This is a genomic window from Vibrio owensii (assembly GCF_002021755.1).
Taxonomy (GTDB): Bacteria; Pseudomonadota; Gammaproteobacteria; order Enterobacterales; family Vibrionaceae; genus Vibrio; species Vibrio owensii.
This window is the reverse complement of sequence record NZ_CP019959.1, coordinates 626,363-639,955: the sequence shown is the minus strand read 5'-3', so window position 1 is coordinate 639,955 and position 13,593 is coordinate 626,363. Positions and strand designations below refer to the sequence as shown.

Annotated in this window: 9 protein-coding genes; 7 read left to right on the top strand and 2 right to left on the bottom strand. The window is 46.0% G+C overall.

All coding sequences use genetic code 11. The features are described 5' to 3' along the window. The first annotated feature begins 259 nt into the window (after positions 1-259). The 4 genes from A9237_RS02755 (at position 260) to A9237_RS02740 (ending at position 6,011) form a co-directional block, all read left to right on the top strand. Positions 260-1,897 (top strand): methyl-accepting chemotaxis protein, encoded by a 1,638-nt coding sequence (locus A9237_RS02755; protein ID WP_078607617.1) that lies wholly within the window; start codon positions 260-262, stop codon positions 1,895-1,897. 196 nt (positions 1,898-2,093) lie between these two features. After that, a complete protein-coding gene (locus tag A9237_RS02750; protein WP_009707050.1) occupies positions 2,094-3,032 on the top strand; it encodes a LysR family transcriptional regulator in 939 nt (312 codons plus the stop codon). Between the two features lie 145 nt (positions 3,033-3,177). Further along, the gene (locus A9237_RS02745) at positions 3,178-5,097 is read left to right on the top strand and encodes a TonB-dependent receptor domain-containing protein (RefSeq protein ID WP_078607616.1); all 1,920 of its coding nucleotides are present in this window, start codon (positions 3,178-3,180) and stop codon (positions 5,095-5,097) included. Between the two features lie 17 nt (positions 5,098-5,114). Further along, positions 5,115-6,011 (top strand): alpha/beta hydrolase, encoded by an 897-nt coding sequence (locus tag A9237_RS02740; RefSeq protein WP_078608699.1) that lies wholly within the window; start codon positions 5,115-5,117, stop codon positions 6,009-6,011. 438 nt (positions 6,012-6,449) lie between these two features. On the opposite strand, the gene A9237_RS02730 is transcribed toward A9237_RS02740, so the two are convergent. Further along, positions 6,450-7,076 (bottom strand): winged helix-turn-helix domain-containing protein, encoded by a 627-nt coding sequence (locus A9237_RS02730; protein WP_078607614.1) that lies wholly within the window; start codon positions 7,074-7,076, stop codon positions 6,450-6,452. A gap of 498 nt (positions 7,077-7,574) precedes the next feature. On the opposite strand from A9237_RS02730, the gene A9237_RS02725 reads away from it, so the two are divergent. The 3 genes from A9237_RS02725 to A9237_RS02715 all read left to right on the top strand — a co-directional run bounded on the left by A9237_RS02725 (position 7,575) and on the right by A9237_RS02715 (position 12,797). After that, a complete protein-coding gene (locus A9237_RS02725; RefSeq protein WP_078607613.1) occupies positions 7,575-8,711 on the top strand; it encodes an efflux RND transporter periplasmic adaptor subunit in 1,137 nt (378 codons plus the stop codon). Positions 8,712-8,713: 2 nt separating this feature from the next. Then, the gene (locus A9237_RS02720; protein ID WP_009707045.1) at positions 8,714-11,875 is read left to right on the top strand and encodes an efflux RND transporter permease subunit; all 3,162 of its coding nucleotides are present in this window, start codon (positions 8,714-8,716) and stop codon (positions 11,873-11,875) included. A gap of 469 nt (positions 11,876-12,344) precedes the next feature. Further along, the gene (locus tag A9237_RS02715; RefSeq protein ID WP_005437051.1) at positions 12,345-12,797 is read left to right on the top strand and encodes a MarR family winged helix-turn-helix transcriptional regulator; all 453 of its coding nucleotides are present in this window, start codon (positions 12,345-12,347) and stop codon (positions 12,795-12,797) included. Positions 12,798-12,825: 28 nt separating this feature from the next. Here the strand turns inward: A9237_RS02715 and A9237_RS02710 are convergent, their stop codons facing one another. Then, positions 12,826-13,572, bottom strand: a complete 747-nt coding sequence (locus A9237_RS02710; RefSeq protein ID WP_005437056.1) for a FadR/GntR family transcriptional regulator — start codon at positions 13,570-13,572, stop codon at positions 12,826-12,828. Positions 13,573-13,593 lie beyond the last annotated feature (21 nt).

Genomic DNA, 13,593 nt, shown 5'->3' with positions numbered 1-13,593 from the left:
AACGACTCGGCCTGAATACACGGTTTTAATTTATCTAAGCCTCGTCCTGAGGCTTTTGTTTTTTGGCACAAAGAAGGTTTCAGTTTGTGACCTTGCTTCCTAGAAAAATCGTCCAATAAATCAGTTATTTGTTGAATCTAAAATATTAGTCGAAAAGACAAAAATAATTAGAGGACGTTGAACTGTATAAGCAATTTTATACGCCTTTTGTTTGATAAACTCGATGGTGATTTGAACAATAAAACAAAGGTATCTATTCATGTTCAACAACCTTTCCATCAAGCAGAAGATAGTTCTCCCGCTGTCTTTGATGATTGTATTACTGACGGTAAGTTCAGTATTGAATGTTCTCACCATGTGGAAACAGACCGAGCTTAGTGACACGCTCAACGACCAAGTCATTCCGAGCTTATTCACTCTTGAAGATGCGTATCGCGACCTGTATCAAGCAACTTCTGCGATTCAAGGTTTGGCGTTGGCACAGACTCAAGCAGAAATCGACCATCACTTGTTCGAATACAAAGACAACGCCTACAAAGCTCTGCCACGTATGAAGAAAGTCATGTCACTTTCTGATCAAGGCGTTCTGCCGCGAAGCCACGGTAGTGAAGTTCAACAGTTGGTCTCAACGGGTGAGCAATGGCTGCAAAGTTATGAGGCAATGATCAGCAAGCCACAATCACAGTGGGTAAACTACTACGAATCAAACAAAGCCGAATTTGAACACCAATTTGGTGCGGTCCGCGATCAATTGAACGTAGTGAAAGATGCGATTGAAGCAAAGCAAAATACGCTAAAAACGGACATTGCGGCAGCGGCGTTTCGTGCGGAAGTCATTTTAGAAGCGGGCATTGCGGTCGTAATTCTAGCGGCACTTGGCATGGTGGCTTTGTTGCTTAAAACGGTAGTGAAGCCAATCAATGACATCAAAGAAGCAATGGTGCAAATTGCGTCTGGAGAAGGAGACTTAAGCCAGCGCATCAGCATCAATTCTCAAGATGAAATTGGTCAACTGGCTGGTGGCTTTAACCAGTTCGTCACTAAGATCCAAGCGACGGTGTCACAAGTGGTAGAAAGCTCAAACACACTGCGTCAGGAAATGAATAACCTAAATGCGCTGACTGCGACCATCGCAGGTTCAACGGTAGGCCAACAGCGTGACAGCGAAGCCGTTGCCGCAGCCGTTCATGAAATGCAGGTGACGAGCCGTAACGTGAGCGACAGCGCAACAGAAGCTGCACTGGCAAGCCAAACTGCGAACGAAGAGTTGTCGAACACCAATGTGATCTTGGAGCAAACAGTCGCAGCGATTCGTGATCTTGCGGGTGAGATTGAAAGTGCAAGCCAAGTCATCAACACACTAGATAATGACGTAAGCAACATTGCTTCAGTATTGGATGTTATCCGTGGCATTGCAGAACAGACCAACTTGTTGGCATTGAACGCGGCGATTGAAGCGGCGCGTGCTGGTGAGCAAGGTCGTGGTTTTGCTGTCGTGGCAGATGAAGTTCGTTCCCTAGCGAGCCGTACTCAAAAGAGCACGGGCGAGATCCAAGCCATGATTGAGAAGCTGCAAGCAGGCGCTGCTCAGGCGGTGGAAGTGATGCAGGGCAGTAAAACCAGCAGCGAAGACACCATTCAATCGGCAGGCTTGGCGACAGAATCTTTGGCAGAAATCCTCAACGCGATTGCACGTATGAACGAGATGAACACGCACATTGCAACAGCAGCAGGCCAACAAAGCTCAGTGAGTGATGAAGTGAACAGCAACGTTCAAGGTATCGCAGACAGCAGCACATCGATTGTGGATGTAGTAAGCCAAGCGCAACAGTCACTGTCTATGTTGTCTGAACAGACACAACAGTTAGACAAGCAAGTCAGCCAATTCCGCGTTTAATCAAGTGGAAGATTAGGTAACTCAGAGCCCCTTTAGTTTGGGGCTTTTTTGTCTTTAGGTGTTTGAACCCACACCATTATGCGGGGCGCGGGAACTCTCTATTCATCATTGAAACTGGTGAAAAGTTGTTACTCATGGCAGCATCGATCATATAATCTGGCTCTACAATTTCACTTTTCGCTGCCAGATTTCGCTTATGCAAATTCCTCAAATTGACGTAACGTCTCTTTACATTCTTAAATACCTTCTCGAAGAAAAGCACGTATCGAATACTGCTTTGCTGCTCAATACGAGCCAGTCTTCAGTAAGTCGAGCACTGCAAAAGATGCGAGTGTTTTTTGATGATGAGTTATTGGTACGTACGAGTTTTGGCTATGAACTTACCCCAAAGGCAGAAGCGATCAAGTTAGATATATCTGCGTTGATTATTAGTCTTGAAAAGCTATCGCATAAGAATTCATTCGAACCAGAAAAGGTGGAAGGCACCGTTCGATTCTATGGTTTACAGCCGCAGGTCAACACTATGATGCCCAAGCTTGTTGCTGCCATTCGTGAACGAGCGCCAAATCTTGTGGTCAGTATCGACACAACGCCGAAACGCCATTTTGAGGAACTGGTGTCTGGCGATGTGCATTTCTCGCTTTCTTCCCACGAGCCGCCGACATCGGAACAAAATATTTATCGTAAGGTCGTGGCAAAACGAGACTTCCGTTTATTAATGAGCAGAAACCATCCACTTGCCAATAAAGCCTTAACGGCAGAGAAGTTGCGTGATTACCATTTTGGTCAAATCTCTCTACAAGGAGAGAAAACGTTGTCATTTGAGCACAAGTTCATTGAGTTAGGCCTAGCAGATAAAAAGCAGCGTTTGTCGGCGCCAGTACAACTTACTAACTTCACATCAGCGCCGAGTATTGCGGCGGAGACGGACATTATCTTTCATTTACCAACGCCATTCGCCGAAGCGGCTTGTCAGGATGAACGCCTAATTACACGTGAAGTGCCAGAACCACTACGTTTGGATTTCTCACAAGTGTATTTGTATTGGCATAAGCGTTTTCATGATGACCCAATGTGTATTTGGATCCGTGAGTTATTCAACGAGTTGTTCGAAGATAACGAAATGCATGCATAAATGCTTGATTGAGTATTGTGAATCAACGTTGCAGATCCTGCATAGTAAGATTCGATGTCGTGCATACTGTATTGATTGAAAGCATAGGGTAATGAGAGTTTAATTGATAACAATTATCAGTTGTAAATAAAATTAGTTATCAAACATGCTCAAGAATATCCCTTTTAATTGTCGCACTGCGGTAAACGTTACCGCAGGTATCTCAGCGGCACTCCCTCTTGTTTCTTTTGCTGATTCTCAAATAACTGAAGACCACACCATCATGGAAACCATGGTGGTGACGGCTTCTGGGTATGAGCAATCTACGTTGGAAGCTCCTGCGTCGATTAGTGTGATTGACCGCGCGCAAATCGAAAACCGTTCTTATAAAGATCTAACCGATGCTCTGAAAGACATACCGGGTGTTGTTATAACTGGTGGCGGTTCTCGCCAAGAGATCTCCTTGCGTGGCATGCCTTCAGATTACACCGCAATTCTCGTTGACGGACGTAAGCAATCTGGTCGTGAAACGCAGGTTAGTAGCGGTGGAGGCTTTGAGCAGGATTGGTTACCACCGCTAAATGCGATTGAGCGTATTGAGGTAGTGCGTGGTCCAATGTCGACTTTGTATGGCTCAGATGCCATCGGTGGTGTGATCAACATTATTACACGCAAAGATTTTCCAGAGTGGACAGGTAGTCTCCGCGCGGAGGCAACGCTACAAGAAAACAGTAAGTCAGGCAATTTCTATCAAGGCGAAATGTACCTCGCAGGTCCTTTGATTGATGGCTTGGTGAGCACTGCGATTTCAGGGATGTATCAAGAGCGTATTGAAGACGAAATACTTTATGCAAACGGCGGTAAAACGCTTGAGAACTATCGTGCATCTGTGTATTTCACTCCAACGGAAGAAGATACATTCACCCTTGATTACACTCATCACGATCAAGAGCGAGTGAACACGGAAGGGAAGTCACGGACTAAGACCTCTGCGACCAACAATAACCGTCAATCGGTTGGTATTGCACATGATGCTAACTATGAATCTGTAACTGGTTCTTCATACATCAGCACTGAAACGGTTGAAAATGTAGGGCGCGGTTTAGAAGTGCAAAACATCAACGCCAATACTCAATGGTCCAAGGCATTTGGTATGCATTACATTTCAATCGGTGCTGCATTTGAAAGTGAAGAACTAGATAACGGTGATTTTGTTTTTAAGAACTCGCAATGGTCGGTATTTGCCGAAGATGAATGGTATCTGACAGACAACTTTGCACTCACATTGGGTCTACGATACGACGACAACGAGCAGTTTAACTCACACTTTAGTCCGCGCGTGTACGGTGTTTGGACTCTTAATCCAGAATGGACAATGAAAGGTGGTGTTTCAACGGGGTATCGCGCACCAAGTTTGACGGAAATGGAGGAAGATTGGGTGCAAGAAAGCTGTAACGGTAAATGTGAAGTTTATGGCAATGCAGACTTGAAACCTGAATCTTCCGTCAACACTGAGTTAGGCATGTATTACTCCGGAGTGAATGATTTGAACTCCAGTTTGACTGTGTTTTACAACGATTTTAAAGACAAGATCGACACGATTAACCTCGATCCAAGCTGTACTGGGCGCGCATGCGATGCAACGTATGTAAATATTGAAGATGCTATCACGTATGGTGCGGAAAGCTCGATTAACAAAGGCATTACTGAAACGATCAATGTCGGTGCCACTTACACTTATACCTATAGTGAGAAAAAGTCAGGTGAAGATAAAGGTCAGTCGTTAACACAAGCTCCAGAGCATTTGGTTGCGCTGAACGCAGATTGGGCGATTCGTGACAATATTAACTCGTGGGTTCGTGTGTCTTATCGCAGCGAAGAATCCGAGCCAATTACTGTGGATTCAAGCAATGCCTCTGCTCCGTCAATTACTTATGTTGACTTTGGTGGTAACTGGCAAGTCAATCGCCAATTTAAGCTGATGGCAGGTATTTACAACCTATTCGATGCGGAAACAACATACGATGAATATGGCTATGTTGAAGATGGTCGTCGATACTGGGTTGCTGCAGAAGCATCGTTCTAATGGTGGACTTAAAATCAATGAAGAAAATTATGACCTTGCTGAGTGCAATTTCACTGAGCATATTGACGGTAAATGTACAGGCAAACACCTTAGAAAGTGCTGTCGTTGACAAGGATATTGTGTTTAAAACCGTTAAAGGTCGAGAGATTAAACTCGATCTCTACAAACCGAAAGTGCACAGTGAGCAACCTTATCCACTTTTGGTTTGGGTTCATGGTGGTGCTTGGAAGCGCGGGAGTAAGGATGCGATACCTACTAAGAACCCACTGTTATTGCAATCAGTCATCGAGAAAGGTTATGCGCTTGCTTCAGTTGATTACCGTTTGAGCGGCGAGGCTATATTTCCGGCGCCAGTGCAAGACATCAATGATGCTATTAACTTCCTTCATGATCATGCGAAACAATACCATATTGCGGCAGATAACGTAGTGATGATGGGGCGCTCTGCGGGTGGACACTTAGCGGGCTTGATTGGCACGACGAATGCGCACGGCGACATCTCATTTTATGTGAAGCCCAAATATCAGGTGAAAGCGGTCGTGAGTTTTTTTGGTCCCACTGATTTGTTAGCGCTAGGCACTAAGGGGGGAAAGAGTGCGAGTAAGAAATCATCGGTGTCTCGCTTTTTAGGTGACACGCCAAGTGCCATTCCTGAAATCGCCAAGCAGGCATCATCAACGACCTATGTTAACGACAAAACGCCGCCATTTATCCAGTTACATGGAACGATAGATAAGCGCGTTCCTTTGTCACAAAGCGAACTACTCAAAGCTAAATTGGATGGGAATAACATTGAGAACCAGTTGTGGATTGAAGAGGGAGTGGGGCATAGTGCGCCGATATTTGATTCCCAGAAGTATGTTCCGCACGTGATGGCGTTTCTTAACAAACACTTTCCCGTTATTTCGAAATAAAAGAAAACCGAGCTGAAATTATTCAGCTCGGTTTTTTTGCTCTAACAGTGATTACAGCCTTCTTAGTATAAGCAGCGGAGCGTCATATTTTTTAGAGTTCTCTCTGCTCTGCCGAAAAAGAGCAAACTGCATTGTTCATCTAGATAGTAGATACGATTGTGGCGCATGGTCACCGGCTTTTCATAGCTCAATACAATGTATTCGTTTCCCTTAGATTTTGAATATTCATATTGATAGTCAAGCGATTGATACTCTGTCACAGCACCACCGATAGGTGAGTAGTGATTGCGGGTCTCAATGTTATCTTTATAGAGCCTAGTATAGGTCGTCCACCTGTATTGCATCGCTTCTACTTTGCCAAACAATTGAACTTTTGACTGGTGTGCCGTGAACAAGAGAATGCCGTTGAACACAACCAATGCTATCAATACTTTGAATTTATGGGCATTGAAGTAAAAGCTGATCTTTGTGATAAATGCATTCATGGTTGTTAATTGTCACTACCGTTTTTCCGTCATCGGAACGTTTTATTTCTGGGTAAGCTTTAGATTTTAGCACTTGTTCAAAGTCGTGCTTGTAATACAGTGCTTTTGTCGTTTCATAAAGATTAAACAGCGTCACTAACAGCATAACTATAAAAATCGCATTCCATAGCTTTGCGTTTTGCTTGCTGGTTGACTTGAGAGCACACTCTTCTGGCTTGGTTATTGGCTTTAAAACTGGCTCTTCCGGAGCAAATTTAAAATTGAGGGAATAGCCAACCCCAGGGGTATTAACCAGAATGGTCTTTTCGTTATCTTCCAACGTTCGTCGAGTGCGATTAATCAGTTGAGGCAAACTCTCTTGTGAGATGTGTTCATAGCCCCAAACCTGCTGAATAATCTCTTTATTGCTGATCGTGTTTGGATACGCATCAACAAGGCAATTTAACAACGCTTTTTGTTTATTGGTCAGCTTAACCGCTTCTTGCTCTTCTGCTTTGCCATTCAAAGGGGATGGCTGTAAATAGTGAGTCGTCCTGTCCCAAAGGTAATTCCCTAATACTAAAGAGTTATTATTGTTCATAACCAACTTATTTCGTATGTCAGGTTGTTTAGGGGGAGCGAATTATAGGGTAATAAATACGGAAATCAACGCTTATATTTGCAATTTATTTAATCAAAGCGAGCTTTAAATGTTCAATTAATGATGCAATGTTAAGCGAGTGTAAATTCTTGTTTTTTCATTTATTCTCACGATATTTAATAAGCTTTCTTTTTCTCTGCGATAGCAAGATCACTGACTAATAGGTTTGCTTTGTCACGAATTCTCTGGTTTTGTCTACTCTTTTTTACTGTTTTTATTAAGAAAAATCTGATTTCGATTGCTCACAGAAAATTTATTTTTCCAATAAAAAAGCGTTCAAATTGAGAGATCAACGACAGCTTTCGAATAAACATTTTTGTCTATCGTAAAGAACGTTAAATTTTGTTGTATGTACAACATTGAATAATTATCATCCCGACTAATATTTGCTGACTTTTTATTGAGTCACGTTGTTTTAGTTAGGAAGAGAGAATTTTCATGACACGTAGAACCACGCTATCGCTCTTGATTGCGTCGAGCCTATTATTGGTCGGGTGTGAACAGAGCCAAGAAGGACAAGCGCAAGGTGGTCCAGCGCCGACACCAGAAGTGACGGTATTGACGGTAGAACCTGTTCGCCAAGCGCTAACAGTAGAACTGCCAGGCCGCAGCCGAGCGTTTAAAGAAGCAGAAGTTCGTCCACAGGTAACGGGTATTATTTCTGAGCGTCATTTTGAAGAGGGTGGTGTGGTTGAGAAAGGTCAATCGCTTTACCAGATCGACGATTCTACGTTCCAAGCTGATCTATTAAGCGCAGAAGCTGAACTGATCCGTGCTCAAGCTTCGGAAGAATCGACGTACTCAACAGTTCGTCGTTACCGCGCATTGATCACCAAGAAATCGATCAGCCAACAAGATCTCGATGAAGCAGAAGCAGCTTATAAAGAAGCAAAAGCGCAAGTGTTGGTAGCGAAAGCGAGAATCAACACGGCGAAGATCAACCTGTCTTACGCACAAGTGAAAGCGCCAATCAGCGGTGTGATCAGCAAGTCTAACGTAACGGCGGGTGCGCTGGTAACGGCAAACCAAGCGGCGACGTTAACGACTATCCAACAGCTAGACCCAATCAATGTTGATATCGTGCAATCTTCTGCTCAGTTACTCCGTTTGAAAGCTGCGATGTCACAAGGTCACTTGCAAAAAGACGAATCCGCTCAAGTGACACTAACGCTTGAAGATGGTTCGACTTACGCGCACAAAGGCACCATGAAGTTTACTGAAGTGAACGTAGACGAAAGCACGGGCAGCGTAACGCTACGTGCAGAATTCGCGAACCCAGATGGCTTACTGCTACCGGGCATGTTCGTGCGCGCAACGGTAACAGTAGGTGTGGACCCTGTGGCGATTCTTATCCCGCAAAACACAGTTACGCGTGATGCAACAGGCAAAGCTTCAGTCATGACTGTGGGTGCGGACAACAAAGTGTCTATCACTCCAGTGACGACGGCTGAGTCTATTGGTAACCAATGGCGCATCACAGAAGGTTTGAAAGTGGGTGATAAAGTCATCACGACCGGCCTACAGATGGTGCAACCGGGTAACCCAGTGACCATTCAATCAGATGAGCAGGCATAATCATGGCACGATTCTTTATCGATCGTCCGGTATTTGCTTGGGTACTTGCGATTCTGACCATGTTGGCGGGCGTAATGTCCCTGTTCAACTTGCCGGTTTCTCAATACCCGACGATTTCACCGACCACGATCTCAATCAATGCCCGTTACCCTGGTGCTTCTGCGAAAACCGTAGAGGACTCAGTGACTCAGGTTATCGAGCAAAACATGACAGGTCTGGACTACCTACGCTACCTAAACTCAAGCAGTGATGCGTTTGGTAACGCGACCATTACGCTGACGTTTGATAGCGAAGCGGATCCAGATATCGCGCAAGTTCAGGTGCAGAACAAGCTGCAATTGGCGATGACGTCACTTCCGATGGAAGTACAAAGCCAAGGTATCATCGTAAACAAATCCAACACCTCATTTTTGATGGTTGTGGCGGTTTACTCTGAAGACCCTGAATTCACAGAAAACGACATTGGCGACTTTGTTGTTACCAATATTCAAGATCCGATCAGCCGTGTAACGGGTGTAGGTCAAGTGCAAGCGTTTGGTTCTCAATACGCAATGCGCGTTTGGCTAGACCCATTCAAACTGACTCAGTTCAACCTAACGGCAATCGACGTTGCGAACGCGATTCGTGAACAAAACGCACAGGTTTCTTCTGGTCAGTTAGGCGCAGCACCTGCTCAGTCTGGTCAGTTGCTTAACGCGACGATTTCTTCGGCAAGTCGTTTAACCAGCGTAGCTGAATTCAGAAACATCATTCTGAAATCAGAAGCGAACGGTTCGAACGTTTACCTGAAAGACGTGGCGCGTGTTGAGCGCGGCGCAGAAAGCTACGATATCAAAGGTCAGTACAACGGCTTCCCAGCGGCAGGTCTTGGTATCTCTCTCGGTACTGGTGCGAACGCGCTAGAAACAGCAGAAGCAGTAAAAGAACGCCTTGGTCAGTTAAGTGCGACTTTCCCAGATGGTTTGAAGATCGCTTACCCGTTTGAAACAACGCCATTCGTTGATGCGTCGATTAAAGAAGTAATCAAGACACTGCTTGAAGCGATCGTGTTGGTATTCTTGATCATGTACCTGTTCTTGCAGAACTTCCGTGCGACGATCATCCCAACGATTGCGGTTCCGGTGGTATTGCTGGGTACGTTTGCGATCCTTTACGCGACCGGCTTTAGTGTTAACACCTTAACTATGTTTGCGATGGTTTTGGCAATCGGCTTACTGGTGGACGATGCGATCGTTGTGGTAGAGAACGTGGAACGTGTAATGCACGAAGACGGTCTCGATCCAAAAGAAGCGACGAAGAAGTCGATGGGGCAGATCACTGGCGCACTAGTGGGGGTTGGTTTGACGCTGTCTGCGGTATTCGTACCGATGGCGTTCATGTCTGGCTCAACCGGTGTTATCTACCGTCAGTTCTCTATCACCATCGTAGCGGCGATGACGCTCTCGGTATTGGTGGCGATCATTCTTACTCCGGCACTTTGTGCGAGCTTGCTGAAGAAAGGCGATGCGGAATTTTCGGATAAGAAAGGCTTCTTCGGCTGGTTCAACCGTAAGTTTGATGCGGCAACAGCGGGTTACGAAGCGGGCGTAGCGAAAATGCTGAAGCGCACTGGTCGCATGCTATTGGTGTTCGCGGCAATGAGTGCGGGCGCAGGTTGGTTGTTCATGAACCTACCGACGTCGTTCCTACCGGATGAAGACCAAGGTACCGTGTTCTCCATGGCCATCTTGCCACCGAACTCGACTCAAGAGCAGACTGAAAAGACACTAGAAAAAGTCCGTAACTACTTCCTAGAAGAAGAGAAAGACAACGTTGCGTCAGTGTTCTCTGTAGCGGGCTTCAGCTTCGCGGGTCAAGGTCAGAACATGGGTATGGCGTTTATCGGTCTGAAAGATTGGTCAGAACGTGAAGCTCCGGGTTCAGATGCGGCTTCGCTGACAGGTCGTGCGATGGGTTACTTCTCAACGATTAAAGAAGCAATGGTGTTTGCGTTTGCACCACCAGCGATTCAAGAGTTGGGTAACGCGACTGGTTTCGACTTCTACCTACAAGACTCAACGGGCAATGGTCACGAAGCGCTTGTAGCGGCTCAATACCAAATCCTAGGTATGGCAGCACAAAACCCGAAACTAGTTGGCGTGCGTCCAAACGGTCAGGCAGATGCGCCGATGTACCAAGTTCATATCGACCACGTAAAATTGCGTGCGCTTGATGTGAGCATTAATGATGTAAACCAAATCCTAGCTTCGGCATGGGGTGGGGCGTACATCAACGATTACATCGACCGCGGACGCGTGAAGAAGGTAATGGTGCAAAGTGATGCTGAACACCGCATGCAGCCGAAAGACTTCGACTCATGGTATGTGCGTAACTCACAGGGTGAAATGGTGCCATTCTCGGCATTCGCAACAGGTGAATGGACTTACGGTTCTCCGCTATTGCAACGCTTTAACGGTCTACCTGCGATGAATATCCAAGGTGGCGCGGCTCCGGGCGTAAGTACTGGTGAAGCGATGGCAGAAATCGAAGCCATGGTAGAAAAACTGCCTCCTGGCTTTACGGTGAACTGGAACGGTATTTCTTACGAGGAACGTCTGTCTGGTAACCAAGCACCAATGCTTTACGCACTGTCGATTCTGGTTGTCTTCCTTGTACTAGCTGCACTTTATGAGAGCTGGTCAGTACCATTCGCGGTTGTACTTGTTGTGCCTCTAGGTGTGTTAGGTGCGGTACTTGCGGTTATGACTCGCGGTATGGATAACGACGTATTCTTCCAAGTTAGCTTGTTGACCACTGTTGGTCTGGCAACGAAGAACGCGATCCTTATCGTCGAATTTGCGAAGGAATACTATGAGAAAGGCGCAGGCTTGATCGAAGCAACGTTGCACGCGGTGCGTGTTCGTCTTCGTCCTATCATCATGACCTCGCTTGCGTTTGGTCTTGGTGTAGTGCCACTAGCCATCAGTGCGGGTGTAGGCTCTGCAGGTCAGAATGCGGTAGGTACGGGCGTACTTGGTGGTATGGTAAGTGCGACCTTGCTTGGTATCTTCTTCGTGCCTGTGTTCTTCGTTGTGGTTGAGCGTTTGTTCGACCGCCGTGCAAGAAAAGAAGCACAAAAAGAGCAAGTGGAATCTACTTCACAGCCAACGGCAAGCCAAGAGTAGGACTTAGCGCTAAAGACTAAGTTATACTATTGCTAATAAGTACAAGAAAAGGGCGCTTCGGCGTCCTTTATTTTTGGATTCAATTGGATAGTTTGGGTTTGAGGTTTAATTTTTACGTCATTCTGAACAGCGAGGGACGAGCATGATTCAGAATCTGCTCACCGAGTGCTGTAACTTGATGTGAAATATTGATTGAGAGCGTGTGGCAGTTAGATTCCTGATCTCGCCTAGGCTCGTCGGAATGACCGAGATTTGAGTGTTGAAAGAGATCCCCAACTCGCTCGTCCCTCGCTCTTGAGGATGACAGACGTGCGGGCTCTGAGGCTCATTGGAATGCTCTGAATATTGAATTGTGCATTTAGCTCAACAACGCGTCATTCCCGAAAGCGACGAATGAGCGCAGTCGGGAATCTCTTGTAAACGCAGTACTATCCATATGAAAACAAAGCCGAAAGTAGAATAGGCAAGTATGAAAGATCAGAAGATTTCTCCGATATCCGTGTTGGATCAAAGCCCGATGTTTGTGTGCAGCGTGATGAACCGAACCTTCCGCAATCGTGCCCAAGCCGAGCTATCGCGTCAGGATTTAATGACGTTGGAAATGGCGAGTGCCTTGGCGGCGTTAGAAGAGTTTCAACCGATGAGTCAGCAAGAATTGGCGGATGCGGTTCTAACGGAGCGAAGCGTCGCAAAACGCATGGTGGATAACTTAGAGAAACGAGGTTTTGTTAAAGTTTCCAAGAGCGAAACCAATCAGAGATTAAAGATTCTGACACTCACCAAAGAGGGTGTAGAAGCGGTACGTAAAGTGCACCGCATCATGACCAACCTCAAGCAAGATTTCTTCTCTTGTTTGACGGAAGAGGAATCTGACGAATTCTTCCGTTTGGTGCGTAAAATGACCTTAGCCAATCACGCTTAATTCTGCATTTCAAACGATGGCGAACCAATTAGCTTTCTGTGAGGAAACGGTTCGCCACTTCAGCTTCTTGTTTCTTCATCAATTGATGCGCGGTCAGCATGTGTTGTTCCATCACTTGTTTGGCTTTTGAAGCGTCACCTTTACGCAATGCTTCCACCAGTGCACGTTGGCTTTGCACGCCCGTTTGCCACAGTTTGTGGTTCCCCGGTTCATACAGTTTACGGTAAATCGTTAGCTCGGTAAGCATCTGCGCAGTAAAGCGAACCACAAACTTCAGCAGCTCATTACCAGAGTAACTCGCTAATAGGCTGTGAAACTCAATCGATGCAATGTGGTGTTCGCGTTCTTGATACACGTCTTCTGGTGGCGTTTGGTACTTATCGATTTGCTGATCGAGCGTGACAAGCTGTGCCTCCGTTAATGTGCCTGCCAATGAAGCAGCGATTTCTGGTTCAAGTGACAAGCGGATTTGGTACAGGTCAGAAATCGAAACATCTTTGAAGAACAGGTAGTTGCTTAGCAGTGCCTGAGCTTTGTTCTCGCTCATTTCGCTAACAAACACACCGCCTTTTGGCCCCGTCTTGGTCGAGAGAATGCCTTGTGCTTCAAGGATTCGCATGCTTTCTCGCACTGTGCTTTTGGAAGCGTCAAAGGTTTCCATGACTTCGATTTCACTCGGCAGACGATCGCCGGGCTGCAAAGCTTGATCGACGATCCAAGTTTTGATCGATTCGGCCAGTTGTTGAGTTCTACGTCCTTTCGCGCTGCTTGCCACATTTTCCTCGCTGGGTTATCT

Bases quoted from the DNA above. Each gene is read 5' to 3' on its own strand.
- A9237_RS02730 (WP_078607614.1), bottom strand. From the start codon at position 7,076: ATGAACAATAATAACTCTTTAGTATTAGGGAATTACCTTTGGGACAGG.
- A9237_RS02755 (WP_078607617.1), top strand. From the start codon at position 260: ATGTTCAACAACCTTTCCATCAAGCAGAAGATAGTTCTCCCGCTGTCT.
- A9237_RS02745 (WP_078607616.1), top strand. From the start codon at position 3,178: ATGCTCAAGAATATCCCTTTTAATTGTCGCACTGCGGTAAACGTTACC.
- A9237_RS02720 (WP_009707045.1), top strand. From the start codon at position 8,714: ATGGCACGATTCTTTATCGATCGTCCGGTATTTGCTTGGGTACTTGCG.
- A9237_RS02715 (WP_005437051.1), top strand. From the start codon at position 12,345: ATGAAAGATCAGAAGATTTCTCCGATATCCGTGTTGGATCAAAGCCCG.
- A9237_RS02725 (WP_078607613.1), top strand. From the start codon at position 7,575: ATGACACGTAGAACCACGCTATCGCTCTTGATTGCGTCGAGCCTATTA.
- A9237_RS02740 (WP_078608699.1), top strand. From the start codon at position 5,115: ATGAAGAAAATTATGACCTTGCTGAGTGCAATTTCACTGAGCATATTG.
- A9237_RS02750 (WP_009707050.1), top strand. From the start codon at position 2,094: ATGCAAATTCCTCAAATTGACGTAACGTCTCTTTACATTCTTAAATAC.